The organism is Hymenobacter armeniacus (assembly GCF_014699055.1).
Taxonomy (GTDB): domain Bacteria; phylum Bacteroidota; class Bacteroidia; order Cytophagales; family Hymenobacteraceae; genus Hymenobacter; species Hymenobacter armeniacus.
The window spans coordinates 568,946-591,802 of record NZ_JACXAC010000006.1 but is presented as its reverse complement, the minus strand read 5'-3'; the positions used below and the strand labels follow the sequence as shown (position 1 = coordinate 591,802).

Here is a 22,857-nt window from a genome sequence, read left to right as displayed (position 1 = left end):
GTGCCGGGCCGGCTTTGGCCGGGCGCTTGCCGGCTGCCCCGGGCCGGGCGCCCGCGGCGGCGGGCTTGTCGGGGCGGGGCCCCCACCAGCCGGTGCCGGAGGGGTTTTGGGGCGAAGGCGGCGGTTTTTTGTAGGGGCGCCGGGGCGCGGTTTCGCCGGTGGGGGAGGGCGCGGCGGCGTTGGCTTTGGTGGCCGGACGGGGGGCGGCCGGGCGCGGCGCGGTGGGCCGGCTTTGGCGGCGGCCGCCGGAGGCTTCTTCGGTGCCGCTCGATTTCTCCACCATTTTCATGATACCGGCCAGCTCCTGCGGCGTCAGCTCGCGCCAGTCGCCCACGGGCAGGCCCTTCACGGTCACGTTCATGATGCGCACGCGTTCGAGCTTGGTTACTTCGTAGCCAAAATGCTCCACCATGCGGCGGATTTGGCGGTTCAGCCCTTGCACCAGCGTGATGCGGAAGATGTAGGGCGTTTCCTTCTGAATGACGCAGGGCTTGGTGACGGTGCCCAGCATGGGAATGCCGCGGCTCATTTCGTCCAGCATCTGGTCGGTGAGAATGCGGTTCACCGTCACCACGTACTCCTTTTCGTGCTGGTTGCCGGCCCGCAGAATCTTGTTCACGATGTCGCCGTCGCTGGTCAGGAAAATCAAGCCCGACGAGTCCTTGTCCAGCCGGCCGATGGGGAAAATGCGCGCCGCGTGGTTCACGTAGTCCACGATGTTGCCGCGCACGCCCGGCTCGGTGGTGCTCGTGATGCCCACCGGCTTGTTGAAGGCCAAATACACGGCGTCTTCGGCCTGCCGGGGCTCCAGCTTGTGGCCGTTCACGGTCACGCGGTCGCGCGGGGCCACTTGGTCGCCCACTTTGGCGGTTTTGCCATTCAGCAGCACTAGGCCCTGCTCGATGTAGCGGTCGGCCTCGCGGCGCGAGCACAGGCCGCTTTCGCTGATGAACTTGTTGAGGCGAATGGCGGAGGCGGCGGGCATGTTGCTGAAGGGGTTCGTGGCCGGCAAAGGTACGGCCACGCTCCTAGGCAACCCGGCCGGGGCCGGGCCGTTAGGAAAAGCTCATCCTTTCCCCAGTCACCTTATCACATGTCTGACAAACCCACCATTTTCCCGCCCCAGAGCCAGGACGCGGGCGCCGGCAAGCCCGGCCTCGAATACAAAATGACCCCCGAGCCCGAGTTCATCCGCGACGGCTACAAAGGCGCCGACAAACTCAAGGGCAAAGTGGCCCTCATCACGGGCGGCGACTCCGGCATTGGCCGGGCCGTGGCCGTGCATTTCGCCGTCGAAGGGGCCGACGTGGCCATCAGCTATTTCCCCACCGAGCAGCAGGACGCCGAGAAGGTGCAGGAACTGGTGCAGGCCCGCGGCCGCCGCTGCCTCTTGCTGCCTGGCGACCTCAAGAGCCCGGCCTTTTGCCAGGAAATCGTGGACCGCACCGTGGCCGAGCTCGGCGGGCTCAACGTGCTGGTGAACAACGCCGCCGAGCAAAACTGGCACGATACACTCGAAGACATCAAGGACGAGGAGCTCGACAGCATCTTCAACCTCAACATCATTGCCATGTTCCGCATCTCGCGGGCGGCGCTCAAGCACCTCAAGGAAGGCGACTCCATCATCAACACGGCTTCGGTCAACGGCTTCAAGGGCAACGAGATGCTGCTGGACTACACCTCCACCAAGGGCGCCATCACGGCCTTCACGCGGGCGCTGTCGCTGCAGCTCGTGAAGAAGGGCATCCGGGTAAACTCGGTGGCGCCGGGCCCCATCTGGACGCCTTTCATCACCGGCGTGGGCCTGCTGAAGCTGCCGCTGTTTGGCCACGACGTGCCGATGGGCCGCGCCGGCCAGCCGTCGGAAGTGGCGCCGTCCTACGTGTTTCTGGCGTCGGAAGACGCCTCGTATTTTTCCGGCCAAACGCTGCACCCCAACGGCGGGTCGGTGGTGAACGCCTAAGCGGGCCGAATAACCTGCGGCCAAGCGCGGCCGTATCAGCCCCTAAGAACCGCTACATAGCGGTTCTTTTTTCTTAAAACCCGCTTACCATGAACACGAAACTGCTCGGCCTGCTGGCCGCCGCCACGCTGGCCACCGCCGCCTGCTCGCAAGAAAAGAAAGAAGAAACCACCGTGGCCACCACCGACGCCACCACCGCCGTGGTGGCGCCCGACACCATGGCCGCCCACGACGACGCCCGCCGCCTGGCCGCCCGGGTGGCCGAAGACCTCAAGCTGACCGACACCGTGCTCGTGACCCGCATCGAGCGCACTTACTACACCCGCGGCCGCCGCCTGGGCGAGCTCGACACCCGCTACACCACCGACACCACGGGCCGCTACGCCGCCGCCCGCCAAATCAACGACGAGGCCGACGAGCAGGTGCGCACCACCCTCAACAACCCCGCCTACTACAATACCTATTCCTCGAACCGCGCCAACTACGGCGAGGGCCCCTATTCCATCGCGCCGGTGGTGGTGACGGAGCGCCGCACCACCAGCAGCGTAGGCCAGGGCGCCGGGGTGAAAAAGATGGAAAACGAGCGCGACGGCGACCACAAAACCAAGTACCTGAACGGCGCCAAAGTGAAGCGCGACGACGACGGCTCGGTGAAAATCAAGCGCGCCGACGGCACCAAGATTAAAATCGACGAAAACGGCAACCGCACCGTGAAGAAGGGCCTGTTCAAATAGCGGGTTTCCGCACCAGCAAAAAAGCCCGTTCCATACCTGGAACGGGCTTTTTTGCTGGTGCGGAAACCCGGCCTACCACTTCAACGACCACGACGCGCCCGTGAACGGGCCGTAGGTGTAGGGCGCCACGTGGCCCTGGCGGTACCAGGGGCGGCGCTTGGGCGGGCGCACCCAGCCGGTGCCGGGGGCGGCCGGGTCGGCGGAGGTTTCCTCCACGCGGGTGCGGCCGTTGCGCACGGCAATCTTGGCAAAGCCGTAGCCCAGCGCAATGCCAATGGGGTAGTCGGAAGCCCAGTGCACGCCGTTGTTGAGCATGGCGTAGCCCAGCAGGCCCATCAGGCCATAGCCCACGGGGCGCACGAAACGGTACTCGGGGTAGTTGTCGGCGATGACCGTGACCGTGGCCATGGCCGTGGCCAGGTGGCCGGTGGGGAAGGCGTCGTAGTTGGGCACGAAGCTTTGGTAGCGGTTGTACGACGGAAACAAGTGCCACTCGCCGCGGTCCTTGGTGGCCACGTAGGGGCTCTGGCGGCCGGTGAGGCGCTTGAGCGCTTGGACCACCAGGCCGGTGCTGAAAATGGCCTCGCCCAGTTCGCTGGAGGTGCGCAGGGCGCGGTTGTCTTTCTTAATGCCGCCGTAAATCCAGAAGCTGCTGGCCACGGCCAGGTGCGTCCAGCCGTCGCCGAGGTAGTAGAAGGTGCTGTTGAGGTTGTCGGGCACGTTGAACTCGAACGGCAGGTTGGCCGAGCCGATGCGGAAGGGCACGTAGAACAGCGTGCGCTGCGTGCTTTTGGGCGTGAGGCCCAGCTGCCGGCCCACGTCCTGGCTCCAGTCGACGATGGCTTGGTCGGCCACCCACAGGCCCACGGAGCTCACCACCAGGCCCATGAGGGTGCCTTTGTTTTCCTTGCGGAAGGCGTAGCCGGGAAACTGGCCCAGGTCGCGCGGAATGTTGAGGGCCCAGCGGAAGGGCTTGGGCTTGTCGTAGTGCCAGGTCACGCCGGGCGCCACGGTGTAGTCGGTGATGCGGCCGTTGGCGTCGCGCGGGTGAATGTGCGGCAGCGTGTCGTTGAGGTTGGCGTGGGCCGCGGGCGCCGGCAGCGCCGGGGCCGGCTTTGTCCGGCTGGTATCGGCCGGGAGGCCGGCGGAGTCGCCGGGTGCTCCAATCGGGCGGGCCAGACCAGCGGTGGTAAATAACAGGCTGAAGAGCAGGATGGCAAGCAGCCGCAAACGGCCAGGGTAATAAGACTTCACGTAACGAATACTTTGTAACGACAACGGCACGTACCTCCTTCCACAAGCGGGCAACGGGAGGCAACAAACGGAAACCGACGCAAGCCGGTTTGGCTAACGGGCCGCAAAGGTAACACCTACGTCACGAAGGGGGTACCGTCGGGCCAGGGCCACCCGCGCTGACGGATGAGCACCCGAAATGTTGTGCAAGCCGCGTATCTTTCTGCAGAGCCGCACCGCAGTGGGCGGCCTTTTCATTTCCCAAGCCCATGCAACCTGCTGCCCCTGAGCTCACCGCGCGCGCAGCCGCGCTGGCCGCCACCCCCTATCAGGCACAGTTTGACGCGCTGCGCCAGCGCGCCCCCGCGCTGCGCCAGGAAGGCGTGGCGGCCCGCCGCGCCCGCTTGCACAAGCTGCAGGACTGGCTGCACGCGCACCGCGCCGAGATTCAGCAGGCCCTGTACGCCGACTTTCGCAAGCCCTCGGCCGAAACCGACCTCACCGAAATCTGGACTTCGCTGGTGGAGCTTAAGCACACCCGCAAGCACCTGAAAAAGTGGATGGCGCCGCGCCCCGTGGGCACCAGCGTGGCGTTGCTGGGCACCCGCTCCTGGGTGCAGGTAGAGCCCAAAGGCGTGGTGTTGATTATTTCGCCCTGGAACTACCCGTTTTACCTGGCGGTGGGGCCGCTGATTTCGGCCATTGCCGCCGGCAACGCCGTGGTGATAAAGCCGGCCGAGCAAACGCCCGCCACCTCGGCGCTGCTGCAGCGGCTGGTAGAAGACCTGTTTCGGCCCGATGAGGTGCTGCTGGTGCAGGGCGACAAAGAGGTGGCCACCGACCTGCTGAAGCTGCCCTGGGACCACATTTTCTTCACCGGCAGCCCCGAAGTGGGCAAGATTGTGATGCGTGCCGCGGCCCAGCACCTGAGCGGCCTCACGCTGGAACTGGGCGGCAAGAACCCCGCCGTGGTGGACGAAACCGCCAACCTGCGCGACGCCGCCGAGAAAATTGTGTGGGGCAAATTCCTGAACAACGGCCAGACCTGCGTGGCCCCCGACTACCTGCTGGTGCAGGAAAACGTGCAGCCCGCCCTGCTCACCGAGCTCACCGCCGCCATTCAGCGGGCCTACAACCCCACCGGGGCCGGCATCGAGCGGAGCGAGTCGCTGGCCCGCATCGTCAATCAGCACCATTTTGCTCGCTTGGCGGGCCTGCTCGAAGACGCTCAGACCCGCGGCGCCACCGTGGCCGCCGGCGGCACCGTCGACGCCCTGCAGAACTACATCGAGCCCACCTTGCTCACCAACGTGCCGGCTGGCGCCCGGGTGCTGGAGGAGGAGATTTTTGGCCCGCTGCTGCCCGTGCTCACCTTTAAAAGCCTGCCCGAAACCACCGAGTACATCAACGCCCGCCTCAAGCCGCTGGCCCAATACATCTTCACCACCAACCAGGCCAACCGCCGCTACCTGCTCTCAACCACTTCGGCCGGCGGCGCGGGCATCAACGAAACGGTGCTGCATTTTGCCCACCCCGAGCTGCCCACCGGCGGCGTGGGCAACAGCGGCCTCGGCAAGGCGCACGGCCATTCCGGCTTTCTGGCTTTCAGCAACGAGAAGGGCGTGATGCGGCAGCGCGTGGGCTACACCGGCATCAAGGCCATGTACCCGCCCTACACCAGCAAGGTACAAAAGCTGATTGGCTGGCTGGTGAAGTACCTGTAAGCGCCAACCGAAAAAAGGGGGTATAAGCGCAAATGGATGCGTTTCTACCCCCTTTTTTCACATCACGGAGGTCGCTCAAAAGCAGGGTGGCGCTAGCCAGCCGTGGGCCGCCGGGGCGCGTCCATCACCAGCGTCACGAGGAGGGCGTGGGGCAGCGTGACCACCGAGGCCAACACCAGCGCCAAGCTGAACCAGGCCGTTGCATTGGGCAGCCGGCCGGCCAACGCGTAGCCCAGCCCCAGCAGGCCCAGGCAGCTGACCAGCAGCAGCGGTGCGGCCCGGCGCCAAAAAAACGCCAGCTGCGGCAGCAAGGCCAGCCGGGGGCCCGCCGCCGGGTAGCCCAGCCAGCGGTTCATGCGCAGCACGTGCTGCAGGCTGTGCCAAAACACGAAGTAGACGCCCACCGCCAGCCGCGGCGGCACGGCCACAAACAGCGCCAGCAGCACGGCCACTTCCAGCAGCTCAGCCGCCAGCAGCTCCCAGCGGCGGGCGCGGGCGTAGAGGGCCCACAGCGCCAGATGCCCGCCGGCTACCACCAGGCCCATCCCCGCCCCGCTGCCACCGAGCGCCGCCGGCACCAGTGCCGGGGCGCCGGCAAAGGTGAGCAGGCCGTTCACCACGTCCGCGGTTTCGGCGGGCCAGCGCCAGGCCGGCACGGCAAACAGCAGCAGGCCCCGCAGCAGGCTGTGTGCCAGCCACCAAGTCCGCGGCACTTCTGCCACGGTCGGGGCATCGGCCGAGCCCCAGTGCCACACCGTAAGCACAAAAAACACGCCCACCGTGGCGGCCGGCCATTGCCACCACAGCCCGCCCACCAGGGCAGCCAAGCCCAGGTAGCCCGTCAGAAACCGCAGCCAGTAGCGCCGGCCGCTGGCCTTGGAGCCACCGGGCGTGCGGGCCGGCACCACCCAGTGGTCGCAGGCGCCGTGGGCCACGCCCAGCACCACCATGCCCACGGCCAGCGGCAGCCCCAGCAGCACATCGGCCGCCGCCGGGAAGGCCAGGCCCAGGCCCGTGAGCGCGAGCACGGCCGCGTAGGAGTAGCGGCGGCGCAGCCAGTCGGCGGGAGCAGGGGCGAAGAGCATGGCGGCAAGGGAATGAAGGGTGGAAAAAAACAGGCTGAACCGCACGGCCGGGGCAGTGAAATTCAGCCTGAGTGTGGGGCAGGAGCGCCGATGGCTACACCACCGAGGAGTAGGAGGGCGGCGACACCTTCACGGCCGATTCGCTGCGGGCAATGCCGTACACCACCAGGCCAAAGCCGATTTTGTTGATGGCGTCGGCAATGTTGTAGAGCAGGTCGAGGTCGTGCGGGCGCAGGATGCCGGCCCCGTCGGGCCCGAGCCAGCCGCCGGGCATGGCCATGTAGCCGATGGGGTAAATGGCCCAGCCCACCAGCACGAACCAGGCCAGGGCGCGCACGCCTTTGCGCACGGCCTCCGACTCGGTGGCGGCCGCCAGCTGCGCCACTTCGCCCATCCAGGCGCTGTACAGGATGTAGAGGTAGCCCAGCGTCGAGAGCGAGCCCCACAGCACCGAATGGCCCATCGAGCCGTCGGTGAAGGCCTCGCCGATGTAGCCGAACACAAGCATGATGACGGCGGCCAGAATCAGCTTATACAGCAGGCTCGCTTTGGCGCCCGCCGCCCGCACCAGCAGGTAGAATTCCACCACCATCAGCGGCACGGTCAGCGTCCAGTCGATGTAGCGCAGGGCCACCGGCGTTTCGTGCGTCGTGATGTAGTAGTCGCGCATGTAGTAGTAGTGCACGGCCGCGATGCCGGTAATCATCCCCGAAATCAGCAGGGACGTCTTCCATTTGTCGGTCACCGTGCTGCGCTCAAACAGGAAAAACACCGCCGCAGCCGCCATGGCCATGTACCCGGTGAAGAAGGTGAACGCAACCGGGTCGTCAACCGGAATTTTCATGATGTCCAGGAAAACGTTTTGCATGGGAAAAATGGGTTAGGGTAAGTGAATGAAAAACTCACCACATCAATGTATTCAGGTAAAAATTGTTTAATATATTGCTAGTAAACATTAAACAAATTTTTTGAACAAGCCCGATTCCAATAAACCAAGGCTATTTTTAGGGTTGCTGCGAAAAAAAAATAACAACCATAAATCCGAGTGTGCCAGTTGGTTATAGAGGGCAATTGTGCGCCTTGCTTAACCGGATTCTGCCTGCCGCGTGTCGTGCGACCTGATGCTGGCTTCGCGGCAGTTGCGCTGGCTTGCAGGGCGCGCCGCAGCCCGGCGCGCAAGCAGGTTGGTGCCCGCGCACAATACCTTTAAGGATGGATTTTCACGAAAAAGTGGTGTGGATAACCGGCGCTTCGGCCGGAATTGGTGAAGCGCTGGCGCAGGCTTTTGCCCGGCAGGGCGCCCGTCTGGTGCTCTCGGCCCGCAACGAGGCCGAACTGCGGCGGGTGCAAGCCGCCTGCGCGCCCGCCGAGGCCCTGGTGCTGCCCCTGGACCTGGCCGCCCCCGAGACGTTTGCAGCGGCCGTGGCCGAAGTACAGGCGCGGTTTGGCCACGTCGACATCCTCATCAACAACGGCGGCATCAGCCAGCGTAGCTTGGCCCTGGAAACAAGGTTAGAAGTCGACCGTCGGTTGATGGAGGTCGATTATTTCGGCCCCGTGGCGCTTAGCAAAGCCGTGTTGCCGGGCATGCTGGCCCGCCGGGCTGGCCGTATTGTGGTCGTCAGCAGTTTGGTAGGAAAATTCGGGACGCCGTACCGCAGCGCCTACGCTGCGGCCAAGCACGCGCTGCACGGCTTTTTTGATTCCTTGCGGGCCGAGCTATATGCCAGTGGCGTGGGCGTCACCATTCTTTGCCCCGGCTTCATCCGCACCGGCGTGTCGGTGAATGCGCTGACCGGCGACGGGCAGGCGCTGGGGCAAATGGACGAGGCCACCGCCAAGGGCCTGGCCCCTGCCGACTTTGCCCGGCAGGCCCTGCGCGTCATCGCCCAGGGCCGCGACGAAGCCACCATCGGCGGCCGCGAAACCTGGGGCGTGCTGCTGAAGCGCCTGGCGCCGGGGCTGTTTGCGCGGGTGCTGCGGCGGGCCCGGGTGCGGTAAGCCGGCATCAGGTTACATTTCCGGCGTTGCGGAATGAACCCTTATGACAGCTTCCTTCCTTGTGCGTGGTGCCCTGCTGCTTGGGTTAGGACTTGGGCTGATTTCCTGCGAAGACGGGGTGGAAGTAAAGTTTGCCGCGCCGTTTCCGGCGGGAGGACGTGACGTAGCAGCTTTTCCCACTCGGCGCCGGGCTGTCTATACGGCGCCGGATTCGGTGACTTCGCTCTGCGTCGGCGCTAGCGCAGTGTGGCGCCAACAATTGCACCGATACACGTTTGGCCGGAAAATGCTGGATTCGCTGCCGCATCGCCTGCGTGCCGACAGCACTTACCAAGACGATACCGGCCAACTGCATTACCTGAAAGTAGTGGGTTCAGACTCCATCCGTGACAGTTGGCTGGGGCTCGATACCCTGTTTGCCCTTGCGGGGAACCGGGCCAGTCGCTTACGCCGCTTCCAAGGCAGATACTACCTGAGCACGCCCACCGAAACCGCCGAAGCTTGGGATGTGCAGCGGCTGGAAATAGTGGGCCACCGGCTCATCTGGCAAACCATAAGCACCGATACCTTGCGGTTGTTGGCCCTGGACACGGCCACTGTGCGGCACCACCGTGCCAAAGGCATTTCGTATTACCTCCTTTCGCCCGGCCCTGGTTATCAGGCGAGCCAAATCAGTCGATACGCTGGGCTGTGGCAAACCGAAGGCGAATTCAGGCGCCGCCGTTAGTTGGCGCTACTTCTGCCGCTGCTGCATCTCGGCGGCTATTTTCTGCTGAGTGGCTTTGGTTTGCAGCAGCTTGAACTTGGCCGGGCCCACCACCGTGCGCAATTGCTGTTGCGAGCTGATGTTGATGCGCTTGAGCTCGGCCAGGAGCTGCGGCGATTTGGGCGCATATTTCTCTTTGGCCGCGTTCGACTCAGAGAGCGTGCCGTTGAGAATGGTGCGGACCCGCACGGTCTGGTCGGGGGTGAGCTGGAGCTCGGTGCCCATGACGTCGGCCAGGTCGCGGGCGGCGGTGGGCGGCGCGGGCGAGTCGGTGGTGCGCACCGTTTCCACCACCGGGGCGGGCTTTTCACGGCGGAAGATGGAACAGCTGGCGGCGGTCAGCGACAACGACAGCACAAGGAAAAAACGGATGGAGCGCATACTAAAGAAATGCAATATTCTCCCAGTACGCAGGAAACCGTTTCGGGGTCCAAAGCCAGCGGAAAACCGATAAGTTTCGAGTGCTACCGAAAGCCTTTGGGCGGGCGTGACGGGTAGCGAAGCGGGTTTGCACGAAGCGTATACCGGTAACGACGGTATTGTCCGGGGGTGAGCAAGCGGTGTCGGGCCGCATCGGCACTGTCGAGCACCTGCCGGGGCGTCGGGCCGGGCTGGCCGCTGGGGCGGTCGAAGGCCGCTTGGTATGCCGAGGAAGTCTGCTCGTTTATCTGCTTGAGTTGCGCCACCTGCGCCGGGGTAGTCCCCGGCCCTAACACGCGATACACGTTCTGCGCGCAGTTGCCGAACAGCAGCACCGCCAGCAGCGGCAGCAACAGCAAGTAGGGCAGGGGCGGGCGTTTCATGCCGTCGAATCTAAGCCGTGGCCGTCATTCGGTGGGCCTCAGCCGGCCGGCTGGCCTTCATGCCCTGCGCCGTGAAGTGCGCCAGCGCCATGATGGTGAGCATGGGATTGACGCCGCTGCAGGCCGGGAAGGCCGAGCCGTCAGCCACGAAGAGGTTTTCGACCTCCACCGTTTCGCCGTTGAGCTTGAGCGGGTGCGTGGCCGCATCGCCGCCCATGCGGCAGGTGCTCATTTGGTGGGCGCTGTAGAGGCCAAACTGGTTGGGCTTCCAGCTCAGGTGGGGCAGCTTGTCGAGCACTTCGGGGTTGAGTAATGTGCCGTCTTTGGCGTGCAGCGTGGGCAAAGTGCCGTGGGGCAAATACACTGTTTCGGCCCCCGCCGCCACGTGGATTTGCGCGGCGGCGCGCACGCCCTCCAGCATGTTGGCCCGGTCGAACTCCGAGAGGGTGTAATCAATCAGTGGGGCGCCGTTTTTGTCGATGGTCACGCGGCCGCCGTCGCGGTCGCGCGTCAGCACGATGAAGGAGCCCAGGTGGCTGGCGTCGCGCAGCAGCTCGTGGTGCTGCTGGCCCGAAAGCCAGGGCAGCACCATGCTCAGCAGGCCGGGGTGGGTGGGGGGCGTTTCGAGCTTGGCGCCGAAGTTGGTGCCGTGCAGCTGGGTGTAGGTATCGTTCACCACGCTCATGCTGGGGCCGTGCCAGGAGTTCATGGGGTGGGGGTAGCGGGCGCCCACCACCACGGTGGGGTGCAGGTGCAGGTGGCGGCCCAAATGCGGGTGTTTCAGGCCCGAGCGCAGCAGCAGGGCCGGCGTCTGGATGGCCCCGCCGGCCACCACCACGCGCCGCGCCCGCACGCTGATGCGCACCTTGTGGCCGTCGTCGGTGGTGTGCACGGCCTCGGCGCCGGTGGCGCGGCCGTTGGCTATGGTCACGCGCTCCACTTTGGTGTCGGCCAGAATGCGGGCGCCGTGCTCGAAAGCCGTGAGCAAATACGTATTCAGCGTGCCCTGCTTGATGCCGTGGGCGTCGCCCAGCGTGGTGTAGCCCAGGCTGCGGAAGTGCGCATCGGAGTCGGTGAGGCCCTTTTCGTTGCGCGGAATCAGCTTCACTTCCTGCCCCAGCTTGGTCGAGCCGTCCCACAGGGCCTGGTTCTGGCCGTTGTGCCGGGTGTAGTTGGTATTCACGCCAATGGTGCGGGCCACGGCGTTGAGGCTTTCCTTGAATTCGAGGGTAGTGAAATGGGGCGCGTCGTGCTCGCGGGCCCATTCCTGCAGCACGTAGTCGGGCGTGCGGAAGGAGCCGGCCCAGTTCACGGTGGTGCCGCCGCCCAGGCAGGCGCCGGCCAGAATGCCGATGCTGCCGTCCTGGGTGCAGAGCGTGCCCTTGGCGTCGTAGAGCTTGCCCAGCATGTCCACTTCGCGCTGCGTAAAGTCGCAGCCGTGGCAGTAGGGGCCTTTTTCGAGCACTAATACGTCTTGTCCAGCCTGGGCCAGCTCGCCGGCCACCACGCCGCCGCCCGCGCCGCTGCCAATCACCAGCACGTCGCAGTCGTACACGGTGTCCTGGGTGGGGCGCAGCGTGCGGATGGGCTTGGGCGTGTCCACGGGCTTTTCGTCGGGGCCGGGGTAGCCCAGGCGGCCCCACGCCGCGGGCAGGTCGGCCATGCTGCCGCCGTAGTACAGCAGCGTGCACAGCTTGCGCACGGCCTGAAAGCCTTTGCGCAGCTGCGGCACATTGGAGGTGGCCCAGCTTTGCAGCAGCTGCTCCCGCTGCGCCGGCTCCAGCTTGCGAAACGGCTTCAGCGGCCCAAACCACGTCAGGCCCAGCAGCGGCTTTTCCAGCAGGTCGAGCAGCTGGCCGAATTCGGCCTGCGCGCCTTCCGGCTGCTCCCGGATGGCGTCCTGCAGCTTGTCCAGGTTCAGGCCGGCCGAACCGGAAGGGCTGCCGTCGGCCAGGGGCGGGATAAAAGTGTCGGCAAGGGCTTGCAGAACGGCGGAGCGGGCGGGCGTGAGCGAGAACATGAGGCGGGAATTTTGGAGGCTAAAAGGTAGCAAATTTTCTCCAAAGTGTTAGGCGTGCCGAGTAGTTTTGGGCGAGTGGGCATGACCGGAAGCCAAAACAAAATCGCCATGTGTACCAACGTCACCCCCGTTCCCGACCTTTGCCCCAGCAACCTCCCGCTGCCATGCCCCGCCTCATCCAAACCCCCGAAACCACGTACCGCGTCCATTTCCAGGACTGCGACATGCTGGGCCACCTCAACAACGCCCGCTACCTCGACTACTTCCTCAACGCCCGCGAAGACCACACCTCCGAACACTACGCCCTGAACATGGGCCACCTCGCCCAGGAGCAGAAGGCCGCCTGGGTCATCACCAAGCACCACATCAGCTACCTCAAGCCGGCCCGGCAGGGCGCCAAAGTGCGCATCCTGAGCCAGCTCATTCACTTCGACAACTCCAACCTGGTGCTCGAAATGCAGATGCGCAGCGAGGACGGCCTGCGCCTGCTGGCCCTGCTGTGGTCGGAAATGGCCTACGTGACCATGCCCGCCGGCACCCGCACCGACCACGCCAACGCCATGATGAACCTGCTCGAAGACCTCGACGTGGAAGACGTGAGCTACGACCCAGACGGCTTCGATGAGCGCGTGAAGGAAGTGCGCCAGCAGCTCAAGAAGCAGCGCAAAGGCGCGGGCAGCGAGGAGTAGCGCGGCATTTTCGATAAAACCTCAACGTCCTGCTTCGACAAGCGCAGCAGGACGTTCTTTTTAGCATGGCTCAACCAACCAGCTCGCTCCCTTAAAACGCCACCTGGTACTGCATCACGTACTCGCCGCGCCGGGCGGTGGCCGTCACGTCGCCATTGGCCTGCGTGGTGAAAACCGGACGGTTTTGGTAGTTGAAGGAAAGCTTGCTGAGGTTGCCCAGAATAAGCCAGTTCACGCCCACGTCGAACACCACCGTGGGGTCGGCGAGGCGGTCGTAGCTCGACCACTGGCCCTGGGCGTAAGGCTGCAGCGTGCCCAGGCTGCCGAGCAGGTTTTGGCGGAGCAGGTAGGCCGTCTGGGCGTAGAGCGTGTGGCCGGTGCCCACCAGGGGCACGTTGTTGCCGGGGCCGTTGAAGGAGCCCTGGCCGGCGCGCACGCCGTTGGCGGGGTTCATGGCGCCCACGTTGCGGATGTAGCCGGGGCCGAGGTCGTAGCGGAAATAGCCGCCGTAGGCCGTGATGGCCGTGCCTTTGGCGGCGTTCACAGGCGCGTCGTAAAACGCATCCACGGCCCAGAGCGTCAGGGCCTGGCTGATGGTGTCGCCGGCTGCGGTGCGGCGCCACATGGCCTCGCCCTGGCGCACCAGGCCCGCGCCGAGGTTGAACACGCGCTTCTTGCCCAGGTAGGTGCCCGCGTTGCCGGCGCCGGCGTTGCTTTCCTGATCCAGAAACTGGTACATGAAGTAGCTGTGCACCACCGCGTGCGGGTTGCGCGTCGAGTAGGTCGAGTTCACAGAAATCGGGTCGGGCACGGCCGAGGCCGTTTGCGTCACAAAGGGCTGGCCAACGGACACGCGGTAGTCGAGCTTGCCCAACTTACCCTTGGCGTACACGCCCATGCGGCGCAAAAACTGGTCGTTTATGTCAATGCTCACCTCCTGAAACAAGGGCAAGTCGAGGCCCAGAATGGAGGCCGTGGAGGAGTTGGCGTAGCGCGCAGGCCCGTTCCAGCCGTTGAGGCCGATGCCCAGGCTCAGGTGTTTTTTCACGAGGGCGTAATCGGCCGTGGCGTCGTGAAAAAACGAGCCCGCCTTGCGGGGCGACAGGTACGAAAAGTTGTTCTGGCCGAACTGCAGAAACAGAAACAGGCGCGGCGTGAGCTGCCCGCTCAGCACCAGGCGCAGGCGCCGAATGCCCACGTCGGTGGTGTGGCGCTCCAGCTGCCCGTTCACGGTGGTGCCGGGGTTGCTTTCGTTGAGGCGCACCCAGGTTTGGGCCAAAAAATTGAGCTTTAGAAACGTGGTGCTGTCGGGCGAGAGGTAGGTTTTCAGGCCTTCCTTGAGGCCGGGCGGGGCCGACGGGGGCGGCAGCGTGGGCGCTACCTGGGCCCAGGCGGCCGGGCCGCCCAGCAGCAGGGCCGGCAATAGAAGAAGCTTGGGGCCGGCCGCCAGGCCACGCGTAACAAAAGACAACATTAACGTAACGGAAAGGAAGGAGAAAGTGTGGGCTGGCCGCCGGAGCTTTGCCACGCGAAGAAGTCCCGTTGGGCGCGTGGTGGCCGGCCCAAAGCTACGGCGCCCGGCGCCCCCGGTCCGCCCGCCCCGCCCGCCCCAAGGGCCAGGGCCGCCAGCAAACCGACTTCCGGACCCAAAACAGCATTGCCGGCAAAACCCCCAAAAAAGGCTTTGCCGGCAATATCACGGCCTTGGCCGGGCCGCTGGGGAGGCGCCGCGCAGCTAGCGCTGGGCCCAGGCGTTGTTTTTCTCGTTGGCGTCCATGAAGATGCCGCCTTGCAGGGCCACGGTTTTGGGGGCTTTGGGCAGGGCGATGGTGGCCTGGCGCTGGTTGGCCTGCCACACGGCGGGCGACTGGTGCAGCGTGGCCTTGGTGCCGTCGGCGTATTCCACGTTCACGTCAAACGGCACGGCGAAACCGCCGATGTTCTGCACCGTGAGGCTGGTGCCATTCACGGCGCTCACGGCCAGGTCGATGTAGTTGTTGGTGAAAAACCAGTTCTGGAAAAACCAGGTCAGGTCCTGGCCCGAGGCGCTGCTCATCGAATTGAAGTAGTCCCACGGAATGGGGTGCTTGCCGTGCCAGCGGGCCATGTATTCGTGCAGGCTTTTCTTGAACAGGGCATCACCCAGCATATCCTTCAGGGCGAAATAGCTGAGCGAGGGCTTGCCGTAGGCGTTGTTGCCGTAGCCGGCGCGCAGCTCGCTGCTGGGCGTGATGATGGGCAGGTCCTGGGCGGTGCTGCGGTCGTTTATCCAGCGGCTCACCCGGAACTGCTTGTAGAACTCGTCGGCGGTGGCAGCGCCGTTTTCGGCGGTGTTGATGAGGCGCTCAAACGTGGTGGCCCAGCCCTCGTCCATGAAGGCGTAGCGGCTCTCGTTGATGCCCATGTAGAAGGGGAAGTAGGTGTGCGCGATTTCGTGGTCCTGCACAAACTGCGCAAACTTGGGGTCCTTCTGCGGGCTGTCGTTCACCATCATCGGGTATTCCATGTCGGCAAAACCCTGGAAGGCCGTCATCTTGGGGAAGGGGTAGGGGATGCCCGGCCAGTTGTTGGGGTTCGAGAACCAGCCCAGGGCGTACTGCCCGTTCTTCACCGACTCGCGGAAGTCCACCGTGGAGTCGGCGTAGGCGGCTTGCATGCTGGCGCGGCGCTTGGCTTTGGCATCCACCACCACGCTGGCGGCGTCCCACACGTAATGGTCGCTCAGGCCCACGGTCACGTCCGAAATGTCTTTCGCGGTCCACACCCAGGTATTCAGAGCCTGCTGGGCGGTGATGCTTTTCTTGGCCAAATCGGCGGCCGTGGCCACGTGAATCACCTTGTCGCTGGTCATCGACTGCTTCAGGCGCTTGGCGGCCGCTTTCTGCAGCACCTGGTCAGGGTTTTGCAGCGTGCCGGTGGCCCACACAATGTAGTTGGCCGGGGCCTTCACGCGCAGGGTATAGTCGTTGAAATCGTTGTAGAACTCCTTGCTGTCCACGAAAGGCAGCCGGTCCCAGCCGTTGTAGTCGTCGTACACCGCCACGCGCGGGTAGAAATAGGCCAGGAAGTACGAGGTGGGGTCAATCATGCCCTCGCGGCCGCTTTCCACCGAAATGGGGTAGTGCCAGGCAATGGCGAATTTCACCGAGTCGTGCGGGGCCAGCGCCTTGGGCAGCCGCAAGCTGCGGGCGGAGCCCCCGTCGGCAAAAGGGGCCGGCTGGCCCTGGCCGTTCACTTGCAGCGTGTCGATGACGAGGCCGTCGGTGAGGTAGTCGGGGTTGGCGTCGGAATCGCGGGCGGCGCCGGGCCGGTGGATGTTCATGGTGAGGCGCATCACCACCTGGCGCAGCGTGTCGGGGCTGTTGTTGAAGTAGGTGATGGTTTCGCGGCCGCGGATGTCGCGGGCCGGCGGGGCGGCCGTCACCGTGATGTCGTAGCGGGCGCGGTTTTGCCAGTAGTTGGGGCCGGGGCGGCCGTCCATGGCTCGGGTGCCTTTCTGGAAAGCCCGCTGAATGTCGCGGGGCATGTAGAGTGGCTGGGTTTGCGCGGCCGCGGTTTCGGCCAGGCCGGCAAGCAGCAAAAGTGTAAGCAGAGGTTTCATCATAGCAGGGACAGACGGCAGGGGAAGGGTGGGCGTTGCACGTGATGCGGGGCAAAGATGGCGCGGGCGCGGCGCCCGTCTTGGTCGACACAATGCCGCGGTTCGGCGGCGCGACGCAACGCTGCGTCTTTCCCTGCTTTTATGGACGGGCTTTTCCTGCGGGCGGGACGTACTTTTCCTGTTCAACTCCACCACAATGTCCGTTCTCAATATATCGCCCGTTTGCCTTCGCTCGGCCCAATTTGCAGGCCATTCCAACCCGCTCCGCGTGCTGCTGACGCTGGTGCTCGGGCTGCTGGCGCTGGCCCCGGCCGCCGCTCAGTCCCTCGCCGCCAAGGAAGACACGATGGCCGTGGACACCACCACCGTCCGCGACGATTCTTATCGGCTGGAAGTGGGCTACACCACGCTCAGCAGCATTTCGGGGCAGGTGCGCAAGGTGTTCGATACCCGCGGCCTGGCCGAAGACCTGCCGGACATGGTGGAAAACCTCAAAGCCATTCAATACACGGTGAAGCAGAAGGGCGAGGTGGTCGACATCAAGCAGCTGCAGATGTGCCAGCTCATGCTCGTCAGCATTCAGGACCAGCTGGCGGAGTGGCGGGCGGCCCTGGGCGTGGCCAATAAGCAGCTCACCGAGATGCAGGCGCGCCTCCGGCGCCTGCCCCCGGCGCGGCCCCGCGCCCTGCGCCCCGACGCCACCGCCCTGGCCTTGGAACGCTCCGATTCGGCCCTGCAGGCCCGGCAGCAGCGCATCAGCGGCCTGCTCACCAAGCGCCTCACCAAGGTAAAGCAGCTGCAAACGCAGGTGGCCGCCAGCTACATCCAGGGCATGGAGCTGCAAGACGAGGTGGGCGACCAGATGCGCCGCTACGGCCGCACCACCGCCAAGGCCAACTACCCGCCGCTGTGGGAAGCCAGCGCCACCCCTAAAGCGCCCGCCGACCCCAAAGCGCGCAAGGCCGGCCAATACCGCCGCCAAATCATCGGCTTCTACTTCGCCAACAACTGGGACAACTGGGCCTACATGGCCCTGATTGGGCTGGTGTTCTACGGCTGGGTCACGTTCAACTACCGGCGGGCCAAAAAGGAGGGCTTGGTCATCACCGAGCCCTTTCGCTACCTGCGGCCGGGGCCGGTGGCGGCTACGCTGGTGGTGATGTTCAGCCTGGCGCCGGCGCTGGAGCTGCACCCGCCGCCCATCTATTTGTCGCTGCTGCAGCTGCTGTTGCTGGTGGCGCTCACGGCGGTGTTTGCCCGGAGCTGGCCGCGGCGGCTGTTTCTGGCGTGGCTGGGGCTGGTGGCATTTTTTGTGTGGCTGGGCATCACCAACGCCAATGCGGCCACCGGCCTGGCGGCGCGCTGGGGGCTGCTGGGGCTCAATGCGCTGGCCGTGGGCATCGGCGCGTGGCTGCTGTGGCGGCTGCGCCAGACGCTGGAGAAGCTGCGGTTTCTGGTGCCGGTGGCGGGGCTGTTTGTGGCGCTCAATGCGCTGGCCATAGTGTGCAACGTGGTTGGGCGGCTAAGCCTGGCGAAGATGTTCAGCACGGCGGGCATTTTTGGGCTGACGCAGGGCATCGGGCTGGCAGTGTTTATCGAGCTGTTCACGGAGGCGTTTCACTTGCAGATGTTGTGCAGCCGCAGCGCCGCGGGCAGCGCGGGACATTTCGACTATTCCACCATTGAGCCCCAACTCATGCGCCTGCTCACGGGGCTGGCCGGGGCACTGTGGTTGGTGGTGTTTACTTCGAATCTGAACCTCTACGGCGTCGTCTATGGCTTCTTTGAGCACTTCCTGACGGCGCCGCGGCTGCTGGGCAGCACGGAGTTTACCTACGGCAACATCCTGCTGTTCTTCGTGATTCTGTTCATTTCGGCCCAGCTGCAGCGCTACATCGGCTATTTCTTCGGCGACGTGGGCGAGGCCGACAGCGTCGACTCGCGCCAACGGGGCTCGTGGCTGGTGGCGCTGCGGCTGCTGCTGGTGCTCATCGGGTTTGCGCTGGCCACGGCCGCCACGGGCCTGCCGCTGAGTAAAATCGCCATCGTGTTCGGGGCCCTGAGCGTGGGCATTGGCCTGGGCCTGCAAAGCATCGTCAACAACTTGGTGTCGGGCATCATCCTCATTTTTGAGCGGCCCTTCCACGTGGGCGACTTCATCGAAGTGGCCGGGAAATCGGGGCGGGTGCAGGACATTGGCATTCGCTCCAGCAAGCTGCTCTCGCTCACGGGGTCGGAAATCATTGTGCCGAACGGCGACTTGCTCTCCGGCCACGTCATCAACTGGACGCGGACGAACGACCACATTCGCGTGGACCTGTCGCTGAAAATGACGGCCACCGCGCCCGAAGCCGACTTGCAGGCCAACCTGCAAACGGCGCGCGAGCTCATTCAGGAGGAAATCAAAAACAGCCCCTACACGCTGCACAACCTGCCGCCCGAAATCCTGCTCAGCAGCATCAACGGGCAGGTGTACGAGCTGAAGGTGCTGTTCTGGATTACCAACATCCGGCAGGAGCAGCTCACCAAGAGCGAGATTCTGGCGGGCATTTATCGGCGCTTTCAGGCCAAGGGGCTGATGCTGGGCTAGGGGCAGCCGCCATCGGTTTGGCAAGCGTCGCAGGCCAGAGCGGTTTCAACGGCGCGCAAGCGGCTCAGGCCCAGGTGTCCCCACTCGATGCTTGGTCGCTCCGACTCGCCCAATTCCCGCAGCTATCGAGGCCAAGGGCTACCAGTCCGGCACAAAGCCCAGCCCGGCAGGCCCGAAGAATTGGGCCGATTCTTTCCGCGCAGCGCAAAAAGCCAAAACTGACTTATTTTTACGCCCCGCCTCACCTAGCACAGTCCTTAGTCGCGTTGCTTTCCTGAAAGCGAATAACCCCTAAGGACTTCGCTCGTACTAGTGCGCTGCTTACCCTGTCCCGACTTTTCCTGAGCTATGAAGGCGGGCGCTCTGCTATTGAAGATGATACACATTGTTTACATGAGCCGGGCCGTGCGTCCGCTCTCCGACCAGGACTTGCAGGCGCTGCTCGACCAGTGCCGCCGCGATAACGCCGCGCGCAACGTGACGGGCGTGTTGTTTTACAGCCACGGCAACATCGCGCAGCTCATCGAGGGCGAAGCGGAAGTGCTGGAGCCGCTGTTCGACGTCATCTCGCGCGACGGCCGCCATTCCAACGTGGTGAAGCTCGTCGACAAGCCCATTGCCGCCCGCAGCTTCGAAGACTGGTCCATGGCTTTCCACCCGCTCGAGCCCAGCGGCTTCGAAGCCTTGCAGGGCTTCCTGCTGCCCCAGCACGTGCCGCCGCCCCCCAGCACCCTCAGCATTGCCGACGCCATGCTCGTCGATTTGGTGCGCTTGGCCGTGTTTGGCGCCGATGCGGCCCCGACCGAATCGGAGCCGGCGCATGCGTAAACCCACTGCGCTGAACCAGCGCCGGCGTCCCGCCCATTCTCCTTCTTACTCCGCGTTGGGCCATGCGTGAGCAACAGCTGCAAGACGTCCTCCGGCGCATTCCGGCCGGCGTGGCCACGCTGCAGGGCGAAGCCCTGCGCTTCGGCTTCGTGAACGAGGCCATGCAGCTTGTGCTGGGCAGCCCCGTGCAGGAAGGCCAGCCCGTGGCCGAGCACCCCGGCACCATTCCGACCGATTTGCTGGAGGTGATGCAGCAGGTTTTTCAGTCGGGCCGGCCCTACGTAGCCAAGGCCTACTGCATCCCCCTGCCCGGCACTGACGGCGAAAAGCCCACGCCGCGCTACTTCGACATTGCCCTGGAGCCCGTGCGCGAGGGCGATGCCCCCGTGAGCGGCCTGCTGCTTTTTGCCGTGGACGTGACCGTGCAGGAGGAGGCCCGGCAGCGCGCCCACCAGCTGTCCATCGAAACCCGCCGCCTCGATACGCGCCTGCGGGTGCTCACCGAAACTGTGCCCCAAATCACCTTCACGGTGGATGCGGCCGGCAAGTACGAGTACGTGAGCCCGCAGTGGTACTACTTCACGGGCCAGCCGCCTACGGCCGACCTGAACGCCATCTGGCCGCTGCTCATTCACCCCGACGACCGGCTGCGCGTGCTTTACCAGTCCGATTCGGCCCGGGCCGCCGGCATTGGCTGGAGCTACGAGTACCGCCTGCGCCGCCACGACGGCCAGTACCGCTGGCTGCTGAGCCGCGCCCTGCCCGAGCTGCACGCCCCCGACCAGGCCGTGTTCTGGCACGGCGCCCTCACCGAAATCCACGACCAGCGCGAGCTGGCCGAAGCCCTGCGCCGCGGCGAAGCCGAGCTGCGCTTCTTGGCCGACAGCATTCCGGAGCTCATCTGGACGGCCACGGCCGAGGGCTTCATCGACTACTACAACGAATACACGGCCGAATACTCGGGCCTGACCAAAGACGAGCTGGGCCCTACCGGCTGGATAAACCTGCTCGACCCCAGCGAGCAGGCCGGCGCCGCCCGCCGCTGGGTGCAAAGCATTGCCTCGGGCCAGCCCTACGAGGGCCTGTTTCGGATGCGGCGGCACGACGGGCGCTACCGCTGGCACATCATCCGGGCGCGGCAGCTTGCCGACGAGCGCGGCCCGCGTTGGTTTGGCGCCTGCACCGACGTGGACGACCAGCACCGCCTGCGCGAAGTGCTGCAAACCCAGTACGACGAGCTGGCCCGCACCAACCGCGACCTCGACACCTTCGTGTACACGGCCTCGCACGACCTCAAGCAGCCCGTGCTCAACCTGCGCGGCTTGTTTGAGGAGCTGCGCCGCAGCGCGTCCTTCGATGACCCGCAGGAAAGCCAAATCGTGCACATGGTAGACGAGGCCCTCGGCCAGCTCGACGCCACCCTGCAGGAACTGGCCGCCACCGTGCAGGACCAGCGCGGCCTCTCGGCACCCGTCGAAACCCTGGACCTGCGCAGCGTGGCCGACGAAGTGCTGCTGGGCCTGCGCGCCCAGGTGCAGGAGTCCGACGCGGTGGTAGAGCTCGATTTTTCGGCCGCGCCCACGCTCATCTACGGCCGCGCCAACTTGCGCAGCATCCTGCACAACCTGTTCAGCAACGCCCTCAAGTTTGCCGACCCCGGCCGGCCGCCGCACATCGTGGTGCGCAGCGCCCTCACCGAGTCCGGCCAGCCCATCCTCACCGTGCAAGACAACGGCTTGGGCATGGAGCTGCCGGGCCGCCCAGCGCCGGTGTTTCAGCCGTTTGCGCGGCAGCACCCGCACATTGCGGGCGCGGGCGTGGGCATGTACCTGGTGCAGCGCATCGTGGCCAGCCGCGGCGGCCACCTCGACGTGACCAGCACCGTGGGCCAGGGCACCACCTTCACGGTGTATTGGTTCGAAGCCTGAGCCGCCTAAGCCATAATCTTGCTTAACTAAATGCGTCGCAGGGCGTACAGAAAAGGGCCGGGAGCACTCCTGGCCCTTTTCCGTTTACGCTTTTTACTTTCCAAAACATCATGAGCTTCTTCAGCAGCGACAAACTCAAGGGCAAGAAAATTGCCATCATTGCCACCGACGGCTTCGAGCAGGCCGAACTCGACGAACCCAAGAAATACCTCGAAGGCGAAGGCGCCGAAACCCACGTCATTTCGCTCAAAAGCGGCTCCATTAAGGGCTGGGACGGCCCCAAGAAAGACTGGGGCAGCAAGGTCGACGTCGACAAAGTCATCACCGACGCCCGCCCGGCCGACTACGACGCCCTGGTGCTGCCCGGCGGCCAGATGAACCCCGACATTCTGCGCGTCAACAAAGACGTGGTGGCCTTCGTGAAAGAATTTGCCGGCTCGGGCAAGGTGCTGGCCGCCATTTGCCACGGCCCCTGGCTGCTGGTGGAGGCCGACGTGGTGCGCGGCAAGCGCGTCACGAGCTGGCCCAGCGTGCACACCGACCTCAAAAACGCCGGCGCCCTGTGGGAAGATTCCGAAGTGGTGACCGACCACGGCCTCATCACCAGCCGCAAGCCCGAAGACATTCCCGCCTTCAACAAGAAAATTGTGGAAGAGATGCTGGAGCCCCAGCACGGCGGCCACAATTAAGGCGCGACGAAACCTGCCCTGTCATAGCGAGCGAAACGCAGTGAATCGCGGCAATCCGCCCTGTTCTCAGCGAACAGCCACACGAGTGACAACCCCAATGAAAAGCCCCGGCACTGCGCAGTGCCGGGGCTTTTTGGTTAAAGGGCGTGTCTGGTCTTGACAGGACGGATTAGCTATGCTGAACTTCGTTTGCTACGGCCTGC

The 22,857-nt window shown here is 64.9% G+C and carries 19 protein-coding genes; 10 read left to right on the top strand and 9 right to left on the bottom strand.

Annotated elements, in window-relative coordinates:
• On the bottom strand, positions 1–985 hold a 985-nt coding region (gene rluF, locus IC234_RS19965), incomplete at its 3' end, for a 23S rRNA pseudouridine(2604) synthase RluF (protein WP_190928140.1).
• Positions 986–1,093: 108 nt separating this feature from the next.
• Here rluF and IC234_RS19960 point away from each other — a divergent pair.
• Both IC234_RS19960 and IC234_RS19955 read left to right on the top strand, forming a co-directional pair.
• Positions 1,094–1,963, top strand: coding sequence for an SDR family oxidoreductase (locus IC234_RS19960; RefSeq protein ID WP_190928138.1), 870 nt, complete (start codon positions 1,094–1,096; stop codon positions 1,961–1,963).
• 89 nt (positions 1,964–2,052) lie between these two features.
• The gene (locus IC234_RS19955; RefSeq protein WP_190928135.1) at positions 2,053–2,697 is read left to right on the top strand and encodes a hypothetical protein; all 645 of its coding nucleotides are present in this window, start codon (positions 2,053–2,055) and stop codon (positions 2,695–2,697) included.
• A 72-nt stretch (positions 2,698–2,769) separates the two neighbouring features.
• Here IC234_RS19955 and IC234_RS19950 read toward each other — a convergent pair whose 3' ends face one another.
• Positions 2,770–3,927 (bottom strand): phosphatase PAP2 family protein, encoded by a 1,158-nt coding sequence (locus IC234_RS19950; protein WP_190928133.1) that lies wholly within the window; start codon positions 3,925–3,927, stop codon positions 2,770–2,772.
• Positions 3,928–4,199: 272 nt separating this feature from the next.
• On the opposite strand from IC234_RS19950, the gene IC234_RS19945 reads away from it, so the two are divergent.
• Complete coding sequence (locus tag IC234_RS19945; protein ID WP_190928131.1) at positions 4,200–5,654, top strand: aldehyde dehydrogenase family protein; 1,455 nt, start codon at positions 4,200–4,202, stop codon at positions 5,652–5,654.
• 92 nt (positions 5,655–5,746) lie between these two features.
• Here the strand turns inward: IC234_RS19945 and IC234_RS19940 are convergent, their stop codons facing one another.
• Together IC234_RS19940 and IC234_RS19935 are read right to left on the bottom strand one after the other, a co-directional pair.
• On the bottom strand, positions 5,747–6,739 hold the full coding sequence (locus IC234_RS19940) for a Brp/Blh family beta-carotene 15,15'-dioxygenase (RefSeq protein ID WP_190928129.1): 993 nt from the start codon (positions 6,737–6,739) through the stop codon (positions 5,747–5,749).
• A 94-nt stretch (positions 6,740–6,833) separates the two neighbouring features.
• A complete protein-coding gene (locus IC234_RS19935) occupies positions 6,834–7,607 on the bottom strand; it encodes a bacteriorhodopsin (protein ID WP_190928127.1) in 774 nt (257 codons plus the stop codon).
• Positions 7,608–7,951: 344 nt separating this feature from the next.
• On the opposite strand from IC234_RS19935, the gene IC234_RS19930 reads away from it, so the two are divergent.
• Together IC234_RS19930 and IC234_RS19925 are read left to right on the top strand one after the other, a co-directional pair.
• Complete coding sequence (locus IC234_RS19930) at positions 7,952–8,740, top strand: SDR family oxidoreductase (protein WP_190928125.1); 789 nt, start codon at positions 7,952–7,954, stop codon at positions 8,738–8,740.
• Positions 8,741–8,783: 43 nt separating this feature from the next.
• Positions 8,784–9,467, top strand: a complete 684-nt coding sequence (locus IC234_RS19925) for a hypothetical protein (protein WP_190928123.1) — start codon at positions 8,784–8,786, stop codon at positions 9,465–9,467.
• Between the two features lie 6 nt (positions 9,468–9,473).
• Here IC234_RS19925 and IC234_RS19920 read toward each other — a convergent pair whose 3' ends face one another.
• The 3 genes from IC234_RS19920 to IC234_RS19910 all read right to left on the bottom strand — a co-directional run bounded on the left by IC234_RS19920 (position 9,474) and on the right by IC234_RS19910 (position 12,329).
• Positions 9,474–9,887, bottom strand: coding sequence for a hypothetical protein (locus IC234_RS19920; protein WP_190928121.1), 414 nt, complete (start codon positions 9,885–9,887; stop codon positions 9,474–9,476).
• A gap of 83 nt (positions 9,888–9,970) precedes the next feature.
• Entirely contained in the window at positions 9,971–10,309 is a 339-nt protein-coding gene (locus tag IC234_RS19915; protein WP_190928119.1) for a hypothetical protein, read from the bottom strand.
• A gap of 10 nt (positions 10,310–10,319) precedes the next feature.
• The gene (locus IC234_RS19910; RefSeq protein WP_190928117.1) at positions 10,320–12,329 is read right to left on the bottom strand and encodes an FAD-dependent oxidoreductase; all 2,010 of its coding nucleotides are present in this window, start codon (positions 12,327–12,329) and stop codon (positions 10,320–10,322) included.
• Positions 12,330–12,493: 164 nt separating this feature from the next.
• Between IC234_RS19910 and IC234_RS19905 the strand changes: the two genes are divergently transcribed.
• Positions 12,494–13,018 carry an acyl-CoA thioesterase gene (locus tag IC234_RS19905; RefSeq protein WP_190928115.1) on the top strand — a complete coding sequence of 175 codons (525 nt, stop codon included), beginning with the start codon at positions 12,494–12,496 and terminating at the stop codon, positions 13,016–13,018.
• Positions 13,019–13,109: 91 nt separating this feature from the next.
• Here the strand turns inward: IC234_RS19905 and IC234_RS19900 are convergent, their stop codons facing one another.
• The gene (locus IC234_RS19900; protein ID WP_190928113.1) at positions 13,110–14,492 is read right to left on the bottom strand and encodes a hypothetical protein; all 1,383 of its coding nucleotides are present in this window, start codon (positions 14,490–14,492) and stop codon (positions 13,110–13,112) included.
• A 261-nt stretch (positions 14,493–14,753) separates the two neighbouring features.
• Complete coding sequence (locus IC234_RS19895; protein WP_190928111.1) at positions 14,754–16,622, bottom strand: M1 family metallopeptidase; 1,869 nt, start codon at positions 16,620–16,622, stop codon at positions 14,754–14,756.
• Positions 16,623–16,815: 193 nt separating this feature from the next.
• On the opposite strand from IC234_RS19895, the gene IC234_RS19890 reads away from it, so the two are divergent.
• From IC234_RS19890 to IC234_RS19875, 4 genes are all read left to right on the top strand, one after another.
• Positions 16,816–19,209, top strand: a complete 2,394-nt coding sequence (locus tag IC234_RS19890; protein WP_190928109.1) for a mechanosensitive ion channel domain-containing protein — start codon at positions 16,816–16,818, stop codon at positions 19,207–19,209.
• 375 nt (positions 19,210–19,584) lie between these two features.
• Positions 19,585–20,037, top strand: coding sequence for a BLUF domain-containing protein (locus IC234_RS19885; RefSeq protein ID WP_190928107.1), 453 nt, complete (start codon positions 19,585–19,587; stop codon positions 20,035–20,037).
• Positions 20,038–20,099: 62 nt separating this feature from the next.
• Entirely contained in the window at positions 20,100–21,965 is a 1,866-nt protein-coding gene (locus tag IC234_RS19880; RefSeq protein ID WP_190928104.1) for a sensor histidine kinase, read from the top strand.
• 110 nt (positions 21,966–22,075) lie between these two features.
• Positions 22,076–22,654, top strand: coding sequence for a type 1 glutamine amidotransferase domain-containing protein (locus IC234_RS19875; protein ID WP_190928102.1), 579 nt, complete (start codon positions 22,076–22,078; stop codon positions 22,652–22,654).
• Positions 22,655–22,857 lie beyond the last annotated feature (203 nt).